The sequence below is a fragment of the Pseudoalteromonas pernae genome, from assembly GCF_039831865.1.
Classification (GTDB): Bacteria; Pseudomonadota; Gammaproteobacteria; order Enterobacterales; family Alteromonadaceae; genus Pseudoalteromonas; species Pseudoalteromonas pernae.
Genome location: NZ_JBDODM010000007.1, coordinates 111,648 through 129,092 on the forward strand (window position 1 = coordinate 111,648; position 17,445 = coordinate 129,092).

15 protein-coding genes are annotated in these 17,445 nt (G+C 44.4%); 6 read left to right on the top strand and 9 right to left on the bottom strand.

Annotation, left to right across the window (positions count from 1 at the left end; all coding sequences use genetic code 11):
- Positions 1-32: 32 nt before the first annotated feature.
- From V1358_RS15585 to dolP, 4 genes are read left to right on the top strand one after another with little or no spacing between them, the layout of a single operon-like run.
- Positions 33-1,973: a penicillin-binding protein activator gene (locus V1358_RS15585; RefSeq protein WP_347394140.1), complete on the top strand. Its 1,941-nt coding sequence runs from the start codon at positions 33-35 to the stop codon at positions 1,971-1,973.
- Positions 1,918-2,289 carry a YraN family protein gene (locus V1358_RS15590; RefSeq protein WP_347390186.1) on the top strand — a complete coding sequence of 124 codons (372 nt, stop codon included), beginning with the start codon at positions 1,918-1,920 and terminating at the stop codon, positions 2,287-2,289. Before V1358_RS15585 ends, V1358_RS15590 begins: the two co-directional genes overlap by 56 nt.
- Complete coding sequence (locus tag V1358_RS15595) at positions 2,290-2,880, top strand: SIS domain-containing protein (protein ID WP_347390185.1); 591 nt, start codon at positions 2,290-2,292, stop codon at positions 2,878-2,880.
- A complete protein-coding gene (gene dolP / locus V1358_RS15600) occupies positions 2,881-3,450 on the top strand; it encodes a division/outer membrane stress-associated lipid-binding lipoprotein (protein ID WP_347390184.1) in 570 nt (189 codons plus the stop codon).
- Positions 3,451-3,552: 102 nt separating this feature from the next.
- Here the strand turns inward: dolP and V1358_RS15605 are convergent, their stop codons facing one another.
- From V1358_RS15605 to V1358_RS15625, 5 genes are read right to left on the bottom strand one after another with little or no spacing between them, the layout of a single operon-like run.
- A complete protein-coding gene (locus V1358_RS15605; RefSeq protein WP_347394191.1) occupies positions 3,553-5,646 on the bottom strand; it encodes a type IV pilus secretin PilQ in 2,094 nt (697 codons plus the stop codon).
- Positions 5,630-6,166, bottom strand: coding sequence for a pilus assembly protein PilP (locus tag V1358_RS15610; protein WP_347394141.1), 537 nt, complete (start codon positions 6,164-6,166; stop codon positions 5,630-5,632). The genes V1358_RS15605 and V1358_RS15610 overlap by 17 nt, the downstream gene beginning before the upstream one ends.
- Positions 6,166-6,765, bottom strand: coding sequence for a type IV pilus inner membrane component PilO (locus V1358_RS15615; protein WP_347394142.1), 600 nt, complete (start codon positions 6,763-6,765; stop codon positions 6,166-6,168). The genes V1358_RS15610 and V1358_RS15615 overlap by 1 nt, the downstream gene beginning before the upstream one ends.
- Positions 6,762-7,328, bottom strand: a complete 567-nt coding sequence (locus tag V1358_RS15620; RefSeq protein WP_347394143.1) for a PilN domain-containing protein — start codon at positions 7,326-7,328, stop codon at positions 6,762-6,764. Before V1358_RS15620 ends, V1358_RS15615 begins: the two co-directional genes overlap by 4 nt.
- Positions 7,316-8,395 (bottom strand): pilus assembly protein PilM, encoded by a 1,080-nt coding sequence (locus V1358_RS15625; protein ID WP_347390180.1) that lies wholly within the window; start codon positions 8,393-8,395, stop codon positions 7,316-7,318. The genes V1358_RS15620 and V1358_RS15625 overlap by 13 nt, the downstream gene beginning before the upstream one ends.
- Positions 8,396-8,529: 134 nt before the next feature.
- Here V1358_RS15625 and V1358_RS15630 point away from each other — a divergent pair, with 134 nt between their 5' ends.
- On the top strand, positions 8,530-11,109 hold the full coding sequence (locus tag V1358_RS15630) for a penicillin-binding protein 1A (protein WP_347394144.1): 2,580 nt from the start codon (positions 8,530-8,532) through the stop codon (positions 11,107-11,109).
- A 48-nt stretch (positions 11,110-11,157) separates the two neighbouring features.
- Here V1358_RS15630 and metL read toward each other — a convergent pair whose 3' ends face one another.
- Both metL and metB read right to left on the bottom strand, forming a co-directional pair.
- A complete protein-coding gene (gene metL, locus V1358_RS15635; protein WP_347394145.1) occupies positions 11,158-13,503 on the bottom strand; it encodes a bifunctional aspartate kinase/homoserine dehydrogenase II in 2,346 nt (781 codons plus the stop codon).
- A 1-nt stretch (position 13,504) separates the two neighbouring features.
- Complete coding sequence (gene metB, locus V1358_RS15640) at positions 13,505-14,662, bottom strand: cystathionine gamma-synthase (RefSeq protein ID WP_347394146.1); 1,158 nt, start codon at positions 14,660-14,662, stop codon at positions 13,505-13,507.
- A 177-nt stretch (positions 14,663-14,839) separates the two neighbouring features.
- On the opposite strand from metB, the gene metJ reads away from it, so the two are divergent.
- A complete protein-coding gene (metJ, locus tag V1358_RS15645) occupies positions 14,840-15,160 on the top strand; it encodes a met regulon transcriptional regulator MetJ (RefSeq protein ID WP_347390176.1) in 321 nt (106 codons plus the stop codon).
- A gap of 117 nt (positions 15,161-15,277) precedes the next feature.
- Here metJ and V1358_RS15650 read toward each other — a convergent pair whose 3' ends face one another.
- Positions 15,278-16,525 (bottom strand): malic enzyme-like NAD(P)-binding protein, encoded by a 1,248-nt coding sequence (locus V1358_RS15650; protein ID WP_347390175.1) that lies wholly within the window; start codon positions 16,523-16,525, stop codon positions 15,278-15,280.
- A gap of 464 nt (positions 16,526-16,989) precedes the next feature.
- Positions 16,990-17,205: a 50S ribosomal protein L31 gene (gene rpmE, locus V1358_RS15655; RefSeq protein WP_105253238.1), complete on the bottom strand. Its 216-nt coding sequence runs from the start codon at positions 17,203-17,205 to the stop codon at positions 16,990-16,992.
- Positions 17,206-17,445 lie beyond the last annotated feature (240 nt).

A 17,445-nucleotide genomic window follows, 5' to 3' on the forward strand; every position in this document is an offset into this window, starting at 1 on the left:
ATCACACCATGGCCATATGGAAATTTAAGACTGTGCGACTCAAAACTATTGCTTTTATGATGTTATTGTCAGGCTTATCAGCTTGCAGCACAACACAAAAGCCTCAAGAAAATGAAATTAGCCCGATTAGCCTCAATGAACCACAAGAGGCTGAGTCATTTTCTGCACAACAAATTTACGCTCAGGCCATTGAACTAAGCGCTCAAGCTCGTGTTGATAAGCTTATCGAAGCGCAGACAGCCGCCATCGATGAGCAAGACTGGCAAACACTCGAATTGGCAAGTTCTGGTTTAATGCGAGTCGATCCCCAACGCACTACTCAGTCGCAGCTCATCATTGCCTACAGTCAGGTCCAAAGAGGGCAGTTGCAAATTGCCCTGAGTCAAGCGGCTAAATTGCAATCGCAGTTAAGTACTGCTGAAGAATTCTATTGGCACCAATTGGTTCAAGGTGCCGCTTACGCCAAAATGGGCTTATACACTCAAGCCGTACCTTTTCTGTTTCGTGCCTCGGATGCGTCAGCGGAAGTTACTTTAGGCAACCAAGAAGTGAATCCAACGTTGTGGCAAAGTCTGCAATCTTTGAGTTTGTCTCAACTAAGAGCATTGGACCAAGGTTCAGAGTTGCAAAGAGGTTGGTCACAACTGGCGCAAATCAAACAATTGTATTTAGGCTCACCTATCGAGCTACATAGCGCGACAAATAACTGGCAAAAGCAATACCCATCACATCCTGCTAACTTTGCTTTAGATGAAAAAGTTGCGCAGCTGATGCAAGTAGAGCCTTTTAGTGTCAGTAATTTAGGCGTGTTTCTTCCTCTGAGCGGAGCAAACAAGGCACTTGGAGAAGCTGTAAAAAATGGTGTATTAGCCGCGCTGGACAACCACCAATTTGAAAATGTCTATTTTATTGATGCCAATAAAACAGATGATGAACTTCGTGAACTCATATCATCTGCGAGTATCGATTTTGCCGTTGGCCCGTTACTGAAATCCAATATTAATCGCTTTGAAGAGCAAAATTTACTCGAGGGTGTGGCTGCGGTTTATTTAAATAGAAGCGATATTCCACGAACATCGACAGAGCATTTCTTTTTTGCTTTAGCACCTGAGCACGAACTCGACCAAGCACTTCAGCACTTTATGGCGCAAGGTTTTAAAAAGCCTTTGTTGCTTGCAGCCGGCGATCGTTCTGGCTCACGCTTAACACAACACTTCTCGCAGCAGTGGCTTGAATATAATGAGCAGGCTCCGCTAGTTGGCTTGTTTGCCGATAATAAAGAGATGGAAACTGCAATTACTGAACTACTGGAAGTTGGTAACAGCGCAGCGCGCATCGAAGTGATTGAATCCCTTTTTAAACAAAAAGTTGAAAGTGAAACACGCTCGCGACGCGACATCGACGTCATATACTTGTTGGCGGATGCAACGCAGACTCGCCTCTTAAAGCCTTATTTAGATGTAAATATCAGTACTTTTGTGGATCGTATTCCACTTTACGCAAGCTCGAAAAGTCATAGCTCTCAAATAGACACGTCGGATAAACGTGATCTAAATGGTCTCTACTTCACCGAATTGCCTTGGATGCTTCCACCAACAGGCATGACCAACTTAAGCAGCCGCCAGCTTAAGGAAACGGTTAAAAGCTTGTGGCCAAATAACGCCGATATTGAAATGCGACTTTTTGCCATGGGCTTTGATGCTATCTCTGTGATTCCAGAGCTTCGCCAACTGAGTATGTTACCGGGTAAAGGTATGCCAGGCTTAACAGGTACTCTCAGCGTTAACAGCGACGGTGAATTAGTAAGACAACTGGCGTGGGCTAGGTATGAATCAAGACAGATTACTCCTGTAAAATTAAATCATATAAAGCCAACCCCATTGCAGCGTGAGCAAGAGACTCAGGAGGAGTTATCAGATGTTTTGGCAACCGAAGACATGGCTCAACAGCAGGCAGAAGGGACAGCACTATGAGCAACTCGCGCAAGAGTATTTAGTTAGCCAAGGTTTAACACCGATTGGTAGCAACTATTTTTGTCGCTATGGTGAAATAGATCTCATCATGAAAGAAGGTTCAACAATCGTATTTGTTGAGGTTAAATTTCGTGAAACCGGTAAATTTGGCGGCGCAATTAATGCGCTTACATACAAAAAGCAGCAGCGTTTACAAAAAACGGTCGCTCATTATGTTCAAAAACATGACTTGTCTCACTGCATATTGCGAGTCGATTTCATCGCGATAGAAGGTAGTCAGGCGAAAAGTTTTCACTGGATTAAAAACGTACTTTAAATGCAAGAACAAATAAAAGCGCTTTTTACAGAAAGCATTCAAGCCCAAATCGCCGCAGGGGAAGTACTTCCCGCTGCGCTGGAATCAGCAGCTCTTAGAATTGCTCAAGCTCTCATCAACGGCAACAAATTGTTGTGCTGTGGCGCATCGAGTTGCCATATGCTCAGTGAGCACTTTGCAGGGCTACTCATTAATCACTATGAAACTGAGCGCCCATGTTTGCCAGCCATAGCCTTATCAGCACAAGCAATGAACCTCAGTGCACACAGTACGAGCATTAAAATTCGAGATATCTATGCTCGCCAAATCAGAGCATTAGGTGAGCAAGGAGATTTACTACTCGTGCTAGCCATTGATGGCAATGAAAAGTCTGTTATTAGTGCAGTAGAGGCTGCATTGACCAAAGACATGACCGTCATTGCGCTCGTTGGCGATGATGGCGGAGAGCTCGCAGGGCTACTCAATACCAACGACGTTGAAGTACGAATTCCAGCTAAGCGCCCAAGCCGAATTTTAGAATCTCATCTTATCAATTTACATTGTCTCAGCGAGTTAATCGATATGACGCTGTTTCCGCAGGGAGAAGACTAAATGAACAATAAACACCTAATTGGAGTCGTTGTAGCCAGCTTACTACTGCAAGGCTGCGCTGCAGCGGTAGTAGCAGGAACAGCGGGCGCCGTTACGGCCGCCAATGATAGACGCACAATTGGTAGCCAGATAGACGATAACAATATTGAAATTAAAACCACGTTGGCTATCAAAGATGCTCTTGGTGAGCGCAAAGATGCTAATGTCACGGTAGTGAGCTACAACGGCATCGTATTACTTTTGGGCCAAGTCCCCAGTGACCAACTTAAAACGCAATCTCAAAACGCTGCTGAAGGCGTAGACGGGCTTCGTCGACTCCACAACCAGCTTCGTATTGGCTCACCGACGAGTATCACAACGCAAAGCCATGACACTTGGCTGACTTCTAAAGTTAAGACTCAATTGCTTGCAGCTGAAAATGTCAGCGGTAACAACATCAAGGTCGTCACTGAAAACGGTGAAGTGTTCTTGATGGGCTTGGTAAGTAAAACAGAAGCAAATGAAGCGGTACAAATTGCCCGTAATATTTCTGGTGTTGAGCGTGTAATCAAGGTATTTGAATACTTCTAAATACGTTTGATTATCCTCCCCCCCTCCAATACTTCTGCGAAATTAGACAACAAAAAAGCCACTAAACAGTGGCTTTTTTAGTTTGTAGTTCTGTAGCTATGACTACAGTGAACTATCTACCATAATTTTAGGTGTTACGAAGATTAGCAACTCTTTCTTCTCATTACGTTCACTTGTTGAGCGGAATAATGCGCCCATGTAAGGGATATCACCTAATAATGGCACCTTACTCGCTGAGTTAATGATCTGCTGTTGATAAATACCGCCCAGTACAACCGTTTGGCCGTTTTCTACCAGCACTTGTGTTTCAATACGCTGAGTATCAATCGCTACAGCAGGACCAGTCGGAGTGTCAACTGTATCACCGCGCGTGTCTTGGGTAATTGCTAAGTCTAGAATTACCTTGTTATCTGGTGTGATATGCGGAGTTACTTCTAAGCTCAAAACAGCTTTTTTGAAAGTAACTGTAGTTGCACCACTCGAAGCTGCTTGCACATATGGAATTTCAGTACCCTGCTCTATACGTGCTTTTTTCTGATTAGCAGTAGTTATACGAGGGCTGGCAATTATCTCACCTTTATTTTCCTGTTCTAGAGCTGATAATTCTAGATCAATTAACGTACCGTCTGCTAATTTGGCCACATGCATACCAATACTTCCGGCTGGATTAGCCACCGGTAAATTTACATTTAGTCGATCTCCAATACTTGGGATGATACCATTCGCAATGTCGTTCGCTCCGGTCAAATTACCCGAAAATCCATCGTTACCCTGCTGGTCACTGAACCCCCAACGAATACCTAAATCTTCCTGGACATTATCTCTCACTGTTACCATTCGTGATTCAATAACGACTTGCTTCACCGCTACATCAAGGTTTTCGATCATACGGCGCACGTTTTCAATACTCTTAGCCGTGTCCTTTATAAGCAAGGTGTTTGTACGCGTATCTACCGAAACGCTTCCGCGCGAAGAAAGTATGCTATTAACATCTGTTTGGAGCAAATCAGCAAACTCCTGCGCCTTAGCGTAGTTTAGCTGGATGTACTCACTATACAGAGGCTCTAGATCTTCCACCTGCTGCTTAGCTTTCAGCTCTTTCGCTTCTCGTGCAGCAAGCTCTTCGGTCGGCGCAACCATTAAGATTGAACCTTCCATACGCTTATCTAAGCCTTTAACACGAAGTACGATATCCAATGCCTGGTCCCAAGGTACACCGTCCAAGCGAAGAGTGATGCTACCTGATACCGAGTCACTTACCACCAAGTTGAAGCCGTTATAGTCAGCGATAATCTGCAATACAGCCCGAATCGAAATATCTTGGAAGTTCAAAGACATTGGACGACCTTGATATTCCTTACCGTTACCAAGGAAACTTCGCTTGGATTCATCTTTCTCAAAGGTCAGGGTAAAGATGTTGTCTAATTGTTGGTAATTGTAATCAAAAGCGTCAGTTGTTTGGATTTCAATACGACTATTTGAACCCTCTTTAAAGGTTTCTACCATACTAACAACTGTTCCGAAGTCCATCACATCTAATTGATATAACAAGTCATCGATAATGTCCGTGTTGTGAAACTCAACCACAACCTTTCCGGCTTGTTCCTGAACATCAATTGCCGCCATATTTTCCTGAAGGAATACTAGCACTCGGGCCTCTCCCTTCTCGCCACGACGAAAGTCTAATGCTTGGATACGGTTGATGTAGTTTGCCCCCTCACTTTCAGCTGCAATTGTTTGCGTGGCATCCTGAGTCGGATTATCTGATACATGCAGATAGAACAAGTTTTTATCAACACGGGTCTGATAGATTTTCAGGTGGTCAAGGTAAACTGTAACTTTAAATCCGTCATTTACGAATTCACTGGTAACTTTTTCAACACCCGCCTTGTTAATGAGTACTTCTTCAAGATTCTGCTCAAAGTCAGCTTCATCGAAGAACAGCTCGATACGTGCAGGTTCACTGAATACTTGAATTTGTGGCTCGACATAGATTTCCTCGTCAAAAACAAACTCAACTTCCGTTTCACCTTCCAGGAGAGGGTTATAGCGTACGTCGTACAGCAATGGTACCGCTGTCGCAAAACTCGACATAAACAGCGTAGCTATTGCTAGTACTAAAGAATAGATACGATTCATTTTGAATGCGTTAGTTTGCATTGTACTTTTACCTTGATTTTTATGAACTGGAATCATCACCTGCCTCCAACATTTCTAGCTTGGTCAGGCGTTCTTTCCAACATCCTGCTCCATCAGGGATTAACTCTAATAATTCTATGTAGTTACTGCGTACTTGAGTTACTTTTCCGTGATACAAGCCAACATAGTTGCCCTGCGAGATTCGGTGTAACGTTTCATCCGACGCCTTCACCAGTGCCCAAGTTTGTGCACCGGAACCCAATGTACCTTTCATTGATAGGTTATCTAGTGGATAACGTTCCAAAGGCTCTTTTTTACGCTGCGGGTCCGGGTGTAGACAGTTTTGAACCTGAATCAGTTTATCCTGAATCACCTCAGGTCTTGGTGCTACAAACGGACTACGTAAATCTGATGCACTGTATGCAAAATGCTCAAACTGCGCGATTTCCGGGATCGGCTCTACTTTAGGTTGAGTACTTGCTTTAACTTGATTGATAAACTCTTTCTGCTCTGTGGTGTCATCAAAACAACCAGTCACAAGCAAAGACAAAGAAGCTACCACGAGGAGTTTTTTCATTATTCATCCCCCTCATAACGATAGGTCTTTGCGACAACACTAAACATTAGTTGGTCATCACCGGTGGCCTGAATTTCAAAATCATGAAGACTGATAATACGAGGTAATTGAGCGACCTTACCTACAAATTCACCGAATTCATGATAGCTCCCCTCAACCTCAATTTTTATCGGAAGTTCTGTATAAAACTCCTTTTTGATTTCAGGTAGCCATCCAATCTTGATAAACGTTAAACCGCTGGTTGTGCCAACGTAGGAGAGATCGTCAAGTAAGCCTGGCGTTTCATTCGAGGTGGGAAGCTTTTTCAGCAGCTGGGAGAACTTATCTTCCATCTCTGCCATCTGCTGCTTATATATTTCCAATCGACTTGCTTTGGAATATTTAACTCTATAACTGTCGCGAAGTTCTGTTTCCTTACTCAACGCAGTTTCATAACCTGTGACTTTGCCTTCCACTAAAAACTTGTAACCGAAAAACAAAACCAGAGAGGCAACAATAACGCATGCCATCCCCTTTACCAACGCAGGCCATTCACCAACATTCTCTAAAGTTAGATCATTCCAATCGACGTCAGTTAACGATTTAAAATCTAAACTCATTTTTTCACCTCGCCGATTTCGTCAAAAGGTTTAACACTAAATTGCATGTTAAAATCACTAAGTAACCTAGCGTTATCTTCACCCGCAACGATCCCCTGGAGAGAAGCTCGCTCCAAGAGGTATGACCCTTCTACTTGACGGATCATTGTCGACAATCGATTGTTTGACTCACTCTTACCGGTAATCTGGATAGCGTTGCCTCTGCGCTCCAAAGTAGTGAAATATACTCCGGAAGGAACAATCTTTGCCACTTCATCCATGATGCGCGTACCCAAATTTCGGTTACTCTGTAACTCTTCAATTAGCCTCATACGCTGCTGCAAACTGGCTTTTTTCTTGTCAAGCTCTCTAATTTCCGCTATCCGTCTGTCTAACACCTGAATTTCGCGGGCTAAAAAGTTGTTACGCACGTTTTGACCATCTATCATCGCACTGTAGAACCAGCTCAAAGCAAACATTGATCCAAACGCGAGAACTATCACCACAACTAAAATTGTGGCAAAATTTTGCTGTGCCTCCTTGCGCGCGGCTTCACGCCAAGGCAGTAGATTTATATGTGGCATTCTGAGAAGCTCCTCAATGCTAGACCCGTCGCTACTGCAAATTGAGCTTTATGCTTTTGCAGTAATTCTTGGTCAACGCGTGGACCAATATCCATACTCGCAAATGGGTCAACAACTACAGTGTGAATACCGAGTTCATCGATGAGCAAGCGATCTAGCCCTTCGATCATGGTCGTACCACCAGAAAGAACAATGTAATCAACTTGATCTTTACCACTGGTTGTTAGGAACATTTGGATTGCTCTTCGTACCTGCTGCAGTAGCGAGGTCTGAAATGGCGCTAAAACCTCGAATGTATAGTTAGGCGGCAGATCACCTGTACATTTGGCACGCTCAGCGTCATCAAAGTTCTTGTTGTAATAGGAAACAATGGTATTGGTGTATTGTTCACCACCAAATACTTGGTCCCTTGTGTAAATAGTCTCGCCCTTTTGTACGACACTAACCAAAGTCATCACTGCACCGATATCAACGAGCGCTACAACTTTGTTTTTCGCATCGTCAGGCAAAGTAGCATAAGCAACATCCAAACTACGGCTGAGCGCGTATGTTTCAACATCAACGACTTTGGTACTAAAGCCGCCAGCCTCTACAGCGCCAGAGCGAGCTTCAACACTCTCCGTTCGCGCCGCAGAAAGCAATACATTCACTTTTGATGGATCTGCCTCGTTAATATCCAGTTTCTCGAAATCGATACTAACTTCATCCAAAGGGTATGGGATGAGGCTGTCAGCTTCTATTTCGATCTGTGATTCCAATTCAGCGTCACTTAACGACACATCCATGAAAATCATCTTAGTGATAACTGTTTGTCCCGAAACGGCAACAACAGCGTGACTAATAGACTTTGGAATGCGTCGTCTAAGTTTTGCGATTACGCGGCCAATCGCTTCGATGTCTTGAATATTACGCTCGGCCATTGCCCCTTTGGGCATTGGTTCGATTGCAACCGCATCAAGGCGATATCCCTGCTCATGCTGTGTTAACAACACTGCTTTAACAGAGTGCGAGCCGATGTCTATGCCTACCATGGCAGGCAATGACTTTTTGAGAAGTCGATTTAACATAAGAGCAACGTGAAACCTTTTTTTATAATTATAATAGACTTATAAATTATTGATGAAAAAATTTTATTCACTTTCTAATCAAGATATACTAGCAACGTCTGCGCTCAATTGGGAGTCCAATTAAGGAAATATCCGTGAAAATATTCAAAAAATTTTTACAAATCCTTTGCATATGTGTCCTCCTAGGCTGTATCACCCTAGTTGCATTATACCTTTACGTGAAGCCTGACATCCCCAGCGTAGCGGTATTAAAAGATGTAAAGTTACAAACGCCAATGCAAGTGTTCACAAGGGACGGAGCACTGATCAACCAGTTTGGTGAAAAGCGAAGAATCCCTGTAAAAATCAACGATGTTCCTGAGCAAATGCGCTACGCATTTTTGGCAACCGAGGATAATCGCTTCTATGAACACTATGGTATTGACCCTATTGGTATCGTACGTAGTGCTTTAGTATTGATTTCCACTGGTGAAAAACGCCAAGGTGCCAGTACCATCACCATGCAGCTCGCAAGAAACTTTTTTTTAACACGCGAAAAAGCGTACATTCGCAAAGTTAAAGAAATATTTATCGCGTTGCACATTGAGCAATTATTAACCAAAGACGAAATTTTTGAGCTTTATCTCAATAAAATTGAGCTAGGCAACCGCGCCTTTGGTATTGGAGCTGCTGCACAGGTTTACTACGGCAAAGCTCTCAATGAATTAACTCTAGCACAAATGGCAATGATTGCAGGTTTGCCTAAAGCGCCTTCGGCGTTGAACCCAATACGCAACCCAGAACGAGCTAGAGCACGTCGAAATGTTGTGCTTGGACGCATGCTAGAAGAAGGCTACATAACGCCGGCAGAATATAGCGAAGCAACTTCAGCACCGATAACAGCCAAATTTCACGGAGCAGAAATTGATCTGTATGCACCTTATATCTCAGAAATGGTGCGCGCGGAATTGGTTGCTATGTATGGTGAAGACCAAGCATATAATTCCGGCATTAAAGTCTACACATCTGTCGAGTCCACTGTGCAAGCAGCGGCGCAACAAGCCCTACGCAAAAACTTATACGCTTATGACATGCGCCATGGCTATCGAGGTCCTGAAGCATATTTATGGCAACATGACAGTGAACCCGTTCCTGATAACGACACCATTCTCACTAAATTGAAAGCGGTCAATGAATTAGCGGACCTACACGCAGCTGTGGTAGTTGAAGTTCAAGAACAAGCAATGACCGTTGTAAATAAAGAAGGTGAACAACTTTCAATTGATTGGGAAGGCTTAAAATGGGCTCGCAGCTATATCACCTCATCGAGACAAAGTTTCGCGCCAAAAACAGCAGCTGATATCTTGTCTCCGGGAGCGCAAATTTGGTACCGCTATGATGATCAAGGCCAAATTATGTTGGCACAGATACCCGAAGCTTCAAGTGCGCTGGTTTCATTGGACCCTAAAGATGGTCGTATCAAGGCCGTCGTTGGCGGTTACAGCTTTGAACAAAGCCAATACAACAGAGCGGTTCAAGCAAAGCGTCAAGTGGGTTCAAACATCAAGCCGTTTATCTATTCCGCAGCGTTAGAACATGGTTACTCATTGGCAAGCATCATTAATGACGCGCCGATAAACCACTGGGATAAAAGCCAAGGTGTGGCTTGGCGCCCTAAAAACAGCCCTGATAAATACGTCGGTCCAATTCGCGTTAGGCGCGCTCTGGCGCAATCGAAGAATGTTGTGTCGGTGCGATTACTGCGTGGTGTGGGTGTTGAGGCGACAGCAGAGCACTTACTGAAGTTTGGCTTTACCCCTCAAGATATCCCAAAAAATGAGACGCTTGCCTTAGGTAGTGCCTCGCTAACCCCACTTGAGTTAGCAAGAGGGATGAGTACCTTTGCCAATGGCGGCAACTTGATCGAACCTTACTTCATCACCGAAATTCGCAGCAATGAAGGTGAAGTGCTATTCAAAGCTCAACCTGTTGTCGCGTGCAGCGATGAAGTGCGCAGAAAGAATGAGGTGCTCGCAGAATTTGCAGAATTCGCCAGAACAGATCAATCAATTAGCGATGATTTCGAAAAGCAAAGTGAAATTGATGAGAGCCTCTCAGAGCAGCCACCCAAATGTGCCCCTCGTGTCATTTCAGAACAAAACGCTTTCCTTATTGCTGATGCCATGACTAGCGCAATCTGGGGGGGCGGTAACTGGCAACACGGCAACGGTTGGAACGGTACAGGGTGGCGAGCAACTAAGTTAAAGCGCCGTGACTTGTCGGGTAAAACAGGGACCACCAACAGCTCTGTGGATACTTGGTTCAGTGGCTTCAACAAGAATGTGATGGCGACAGTATGGGTTGGCTTCGATAACCCGGGTAACGCACTTGGTCGTACTAGTTATAACAACAACTTGGATAAATCGCAGATCTTTGGCGCAGAATCCGGCGCGAAAACGGCTCAACCAGCTTGGATAGACTATATGGAAGTGGCGCTAGCAGATGAACCATACGCCCCCATTGAACCGCCTGAGGGGTTAGAATCGGTGCGTATCGACTTACAGACGGGGTTGCTGAGTCATAACAACGACTTCAGCAGTCGCTTTGAATACTTTATGAAAGGCACCGCTCCGACTCGTTATGCAGAGAAAAAACGAGCAACTATTTTCGAGGCGCAACCTCAAGATGATAAAAAGCAAGAAACGGATGAGTTATTTGAGAGCGAGCTTTTCTAAGTCCTCCCTCTTGTAGCAACAAAAAAAGCCAGCAATCGCTGGCTTTTTTTAATTAAGTTTGGTGATTAGCCAGTATAGATCGGAGTGTACACCAGCAGCTGTCACTTCTTTGCCCGCACCAGGGCCTTGAATAACCAAGCTATTATCTTGGTACCATTGACTATTTACTACAAAGATATTGTCACCAGGGTTTAGCCCCGCCATAGGATTATCGTTGGCTACAGCCACTAAACCAACCTGCGCTTTAATACCTGTTTCAGTAATATGTAAATCAGCGTTGTAACGTAACACTTTGTTTTGCTTCGCTGCTTCCTCAGCATGTGTAGCAACAAAATCATCTAGCGCACCTAGAAATTGTTGGCATTGCTGCCATGAACCTTCCGCCAATTGCGCTGGCATAAGCGGCTCTAGCTCGATGTCAGCTAAATCAAGAGATAAGCCCAATTCGCGCGCTAGAATTAACAACTTACGCTGCACATCCCTACCCGACAAGTCTTCGCGCGGATCAGGCTCGGTGAAACCAAGTGATTGCGCTTCTAGAAGCAACTGAGAAAACGGCACTGTGCCATCATATTTGCTGCACAGCCAAGATAAGGTACCTGAAAATACGCCTTGAACACGCGTAATAACATCGCCACTTTGCTGTAAATCAGCTAACGCAAAATTGATTGGTAAGCCAGCGCCAACACTGGTGTTATAACGCCATTGTAAATTACGCTGGGCCAGATCCTCTTTAAGGTTCTGGTACCACTTTTTCGGTGCCGTACCCGCATATTTATTGGCACTGATCAAGTGACACCCCGCTTTAACAAATCGTGGGTATAGTGCACTGAATGACTCACTCGCGGTGATATCAATCACAACTTTATGCTCGTAATCAAGCTGCTGTAGCCTATCTAGAAGCTGAGCGTCATTGTACGCTACCGCTTCAGATGACCATCTTTTATGCCAATTAGCTGGATCAACCCCACACGGATCAAAAAGCAAAGTTTCGCTGCGTAACAAGGCCACTAATTTGACGTCTATGTGTTGACCTAGCCTCTGTAACTGTTGGTTGAATTGAGATAGGAATACTTCCCCAACATTGCCTAAACCAGCTACCACAACTGCCAGTTGGCGTTTCACACCAATTAGCGCTTGGTGCAACACGGTTAAACTATCTGCATCAACTTCTTGGTCGGTAAGCTGCAATATGTAGCCTTTGTCGCGATGTTGAAATCGGCTGTTGAAGTTTAACTGAGCCAACGTATCATTAATTTGCCCCTGCGCGACGCCGAGTTCTTCCGACGGAGCGACCACCGCAAAACCAAACACATTCGATTCAATCAATTGAGCGCGTTGCGCAAAATATCCGGAAATAGAAGATGAAACTTCCTGAGGCACGACTAAATATGTTGCGCCTTGCTCAATAAACTCGATGATGTTGACCTGAAACTGCTGCTTTAAACGTGCTGTTTCGCCCGCTTCTAACTGCGCCAGTTTATACACATCATGTTGTCCCAGTGTGGTAATAAAATGCTTGTGTTTGCAGCACCCTTCTCGCACTACCTCAGTGGCACTGGCATCACTGTCATAAGAACTGCGAACAGAAAGTTTGATATCGGTGCCATGTAATGGAGAAAGTGTTTTGGCATGTAACACTGGGTTACCGAGGCAAGCTAAAAGCTGAGCTTGTGAGCGGCAAATTTTGTGATACTTCACGGCTTCAGGAACTTTACGCGGGTCAGTACTGAAAACCCCTTGCGTATCCGTCCAAATGCACACTTCTTCCGCATTAAGGTAACGTGCAAACAAGGTGGCACTGTAATCACTGCCGTTTCGTCCTAGAGTCACTGTTTTACCTTGATGATCTGAGGCAATAAAGCCAGTAATGACATTGATATGAACCTTGCTCGCCTTAGATACACAAGTCTGTTCGTTCACTTTATGTAACAACTGCCCGTGTTGAGCTACGAGCAAATCTCGGGCATCTAAACTTTGTGCGTTCGCACCAATCTGCGTTAAATAAGCAGCCAATAAGCGTGCTGACCATAGTTCACCATGCGCCAGTAAAAATGCCTCTTCAAGTTGCTTGGTTTCTAGCTGATTGCAAATATTCGCCAATTCTTGTGCCAACGTATCAGTCGCAGTGTGTGCCTGTGTGCTATCGAGCAGTTCATTTATGAGCTCTAGCTGATGTGCTTTTACAACACTCAATACGTCCGCACAGGCATGCGTATCGCCTTGTTGATATGCTTGCCAAAGCTTTACTAAGGTATCTGTTGTCTTTCCCGCGGCTGATACAACAACCACATCACCCACCTGAGCGTGCGCCAATACTATGTTTGCAACTGCATGATAACGCGCGGCACTGCTAAGGCTAGAGCCACCAAATTTATGTACTACTTGCGTCATTTCAACTCTCCAACTGCGCAAACGCGTGTTCTAGATCGGCAATTAGGTCATCTTTATCTTCAATACCTACAGAAATGCGGATCATTGTGTCTCCCACACCAGCTTCTAAACGAGCCTGCTCATCCATACCTGCATGCGTCATGGTCGCGGGGTGACAAATGAGGCTTTCGACTCCACCGAGTGATTGAGCCAAAGTAAATTGATTCACTGAGGTTAAGAATTTTGCGCTGTCTTTGAGCCCACCTTTAATATCAAAGCTCACCATACCGCCGAACCCTGCCTGTTGCTGCTTTGCAAGTTCATGCTGGGGATGCGACTCCAGACCCGGATAGTAAACGTGCTCAACACTTGGGTGCCGTGCTAAAAATTCCGCAATGGCCATCGCATTTTCCTCGTGCTGACGCAGACGCAGCTTTAACGTGCGAATGCCGCGAAGAGTTAAGAAACTATCAAACGGCGCGCCGGTAATACCAATATTATTCGCCCACCACGCGAGTTCCTCACCTAGCTCAGCAGACTTAGTGATTAAGGCGCCACCAACCACATCGGAATGGCCATTAATATATTTCGTTGTCGAATGCACAACGATGTCACATCCAAGCGCCAGCGGGTTTTGCAGTGCCGGTGATAAAAAGGTGTTATCCGCAGCAACTAATGCACCGACCTGCTTCGCGGCATCACAGACCTGACGAATATCGGTTAAGCGTAGAATAGGGTTACTCGGCGTCTCAATCCAAACGATTTTAGGCTTACTCTCTTTAATACCTTCAGAGCACTCTGGACGCGTCAAATCCAAAACGACTAATTTAAACAGTCCACGTTTTGCCAAAGACGTAAACAGGCGATAACTACCACCATAACAATCATGAGGGATTACTATTGTGTCTTGCGGGGTAAGCAGTTGCGTCACCAAATGCACTGCGGCCATGCCAGTCGCAGTGATTATTCCGCGCTCGCCACCTTCTAGCTGTGCTAATAATTGCGCCAGTGTATCCCTGTTCGGATTACCACTGCGGCCATAATCAAATTGGCGCTTAGTAGCAAAGTCAGCTAAAGAATAGGTAGTTGATAAATGAAGCGGAGGTACCACTGCACCATGATGTTGGTCAACTTCGATTCCGTGACGAACAGCAAGGGTCTCATTTTTTAATTTGGTCATAGCGCCTCCAAACTGGCGTGGATGTTTAGACGTCTAAAAGGTTAAAATAACAAACCGTGGAAGTCAAAACATTTATACGTCTAAATAGCTAAATGAGGAATATTTGACTATCCTTTCCAACACGATAAAATTTCGCCCTTATTGATGCCTAAGTGACCAAAAAATAAGACTCTAATTATGGCCAAGTGGAACGGTGAGTATATTCACCCTTATGCGGAACACGGTAAGAAAGCCCAACAGGTAAAAAAGATTACCGTTTCGATCCCGCTCAATGTTTTAAAAGTATTAACTGATGAAAGGACGCGCCGTCAGGTAAACAACCTTCGTCACGCAACAAATAGTGAGTTGTTATGTGAGGCATTTTTACATGCATTCACAGGACAACCTTTACCCGATGATGAAGATCTTCGTAAAGACAACCCGGAAAAGGTGCCGCAAGAAGTTCGCAAGATCATGGAAGAAATGGGGTTAGAAGTTCCTATCATCGGCGAGGACTAAGAACTTTTTAACACCCAAGTCATTGCAACTGGGTATCCAAATAAAAAAGCCCCAACTCATGTTGGGGCTTTTTACTGTAATAGTTTCACTGCATTGAATGCAGAACACACTCTGTGATTACTTATCGTTCATGTAATCGGGTGCTAATTCCACTTGCGCAACACCAGATGCCACCGCTGCCTGTGCTACCGCCCTCGCCACACGCGGCAATAAACGTGGATCCATTGGCTTTGGAATAATGTATTGTGGGCCAAACTCCAACTCAGTCACACCTGATGCTTTTAGCACTTCAGCTGGAACCGGCTCTTTTGCGATGCTACGAATCGCTTCCACAGCCGCAATCTTCATCTCGTCATTAATTGCTGTTGCACGTACATCTAACGCACCACGGAAAATGAATGGGAAACAAAGCACATTGTTTACTTGGTTTGGATAATCAGAACGACCTGTTGCCATGATCAAATCTTTACGAGCACTGTGCGCTAGCTCAGGCTTGATTTCAGGATCTGGGTTTGAACAAGCAAATACAACTGGCTTGTCTGCCATCAATTTTAGATCTTCAGCTGACAACAAATCTGGGCCAGATACACCCACAAATACGTCTGCATCGGCAATTACGTCTTGCAAAGTACGCTTGTCAGTGTTGTTCGCAAACAGCTGTTTATACTCATTCAAATCGTCGCGACGTGTATGAATAACGCCTTTGCGGTCCAGCATGTAAATGTGCTCACGCTGTGCACCACACTTAATTAGTAGCTCCATACATGCAACAGCCGCCGCACCAGCACCTAAACATACAATGAGTGCATCACGAATGTCTTTACCTTGAATCTCAAGTGCGTTCAACATGCCCGCAGCAGTTACAATCGCAGTACCGTGTTGGTCATCATGGAATACAGGCACGTTACAACGTTCGATCAACGCTTTTTCAATTTCAAAGCACTCAGGTGCTTTGATGTCTTCTAGATTGATACCACCAAACGTGTCAGCAATATTCTCTACAGTATTGATGAAATCTTCGGTTGTACGGTGTTTTACTTCGATGTCGATTGAGTCAAGGCCAGCAAAGCGTTTGAATAACAGCGCCTTACCTTCCATAACAGGCTTAGAAGCTAGTGGACCTAAGTTTCCCAGCCCTAAAATCGCGGTACCATTGGAAATAACCGCAACCATATTGCCTTTGGCTGTGTACTTATAAGCGTTATTTGGATCTGCCGCGATTTCGCGCACAGGCTCAGCAACACCAGGGCTGTACGCTAAGGCGAGATCGTTAACTGTTTCTGCACTTTTAGTCAGCTCAATACTGATTTTACCGGGAACGGGATTGGCGTGATAATCGAGCGCTTTTTGACGAAAGTCTGACATGAATTAAATATCCTGCTAGAAATGTTTGTGAGAGTTCAGGTATACCGCAAACCATACTGCTTTTAGTCTCATATTCCAAGCAATATCAGGTCTATCCTGTTGCGCGAATTTAAACGTAGTTAGCACCAAGTTCACGGTTAATTATTTTAATTTCCCATAACGTAGTCGATAATTTTATCTACATCACGAGGCAAGATTGATTGTAAAAGCTACATAAATGATACATAACGATATATAAAATTCAATTTATATAACCTGCAAGAATATCAATTAGACAGAAAAATTATTCCCCACACACTTCTGCAATATTGCTGCATTTAGAAGCTTTTAACTGCACAATACTCAATTACAGTGTGACTTTATGGGAGTTTAAAAGGAAGTTGGCGTGATAAATAACGAACATGGATGAAACTGATAGGCACAAAAAAAGCACCCGAAGGTGCTTTTTTCTAATAAGCAGTGAATTACTTCTTGCTGCTAAGCGCACCGAAGCGCTTGTTGAAGCGGTCAACACGACCACCTGTGTCAAGAATCTTCTGCTTACCAGTGTAGAAAGGGTGACACTCTGAACATACGTCAAGGTGAATGTCTTTACACAAAGTAGAACGAGTTTCAAACTTGTTACCACAAGAGCACGTTGCTGTGATTGCTTCGTACTTAGGGTGGATACCTTCTTTCATGGGGATAACCTCTAAATAGGCCGTATCGCTCTCCAAACCCGGAGTTTGGCACCATACGCGTTAGTTTCAATGTGCTAAGACGAGTTAAATTATGCTCAGCACCCTTAAGGCCGCGTATTTTATTTAACTAGCGGTTAATGTTCAAGCATTAATTGCTGCTATTAACTAGGCGATGAATTTAGTACATTAGAGGCACGTTATTCAATGTGAGTCGACCTTTGTCATCCCAACCTAGCACTC

Bases quoted from the DNA above. Each gene is read 5' to 3' on its own strand.
- V1358_RS15650 (WP_347390175.1), bottom strand. From the start codon at position 16,525: ATGTCAGACTTTCGTCAAAAAGCGCTCGATTATCACGCCAATCCCGTT.
- rpmE (WP_105253238.1), bottom strand. From the start codon at position 17,205: ATGAAAGAAGGTATCCACCCTAAGTACGAAGCAATCACAGCAACGTGC.
- V1358_RS15615 (WP_347394142.1), bottom strand. From the start codon at position 6,765: ATGAGTTTAGATTTTAAATCGTTAACTGACGTCGATTGGAATGATCTA.
- V1358_RS15595 (WP_347390185.1), top strand. From the start codon at position 2,290: ATGCAAGAACAAATAAAAGCGCTTTTTACAGAAAGCATTCAAGCCCAA.
- dolP (WP_347390184.1), top strand. From the start codon at position 2,881: ATGAACAATAAACACCTAATTGGAGTCGTTGTAGCCAGCTTACTACTG.
- V1358_RS15605 (WP_347394191.1), bottom strand. From the start codon at position 5,646: ATGATTCCAGTTCATAAAAATCAAGGTAAAAGTACAATGCAAACTAAC.
- V1358_RS15620 (WP_347394143.1), bottom strand. From the start codon at position 7,328: ATGCCACATATAAATCTACTGCCTTGGCGTGAAGCCGCGCGCAAGGAG.
- V1358_RS15625 (WP_347390180.1), bottom strand. From the start codon at position 8,395: ATGTTAAATCGACTTCTCAAAAAGTCATTGCCTGCCATGGTAGGCATA.
- V1358_RS15590 (WP_347390186.1), top strand. From the start codon at position 1,918: ATGTTTTGGCAACCGAAGACATGGCTCAACAGCAGGCAGAAGGGACAG.
- metJ (WP_347390176.1), top strand. From the start codon at position 14,840: ATGGCCAAGTGGAACGGTGAGTATATTCACCCTTATGCGGAACACGGT.
- metL (WP_347394145.1), bottom strand. From the start codon at position 13,503: ATGACGCAAGTAGTACATAAATTTGGTGGCTCTAGCCTTAGCAGTGCC.
- V1358_RS15610 (WP_347394141.1), bottom strand. From the start codon at position 6,166: ATGAAAAAACTCCTCGTGGTAGCTTCTTTGTCTTTGCTTGTGACTGGT.
- metB (WP_347394146.1), bottom strand. From the start codon at position 14,662: ATGACCAAATTAAAAAATGAGACCCTTGCTGTTCGTCACGGAATCGAA.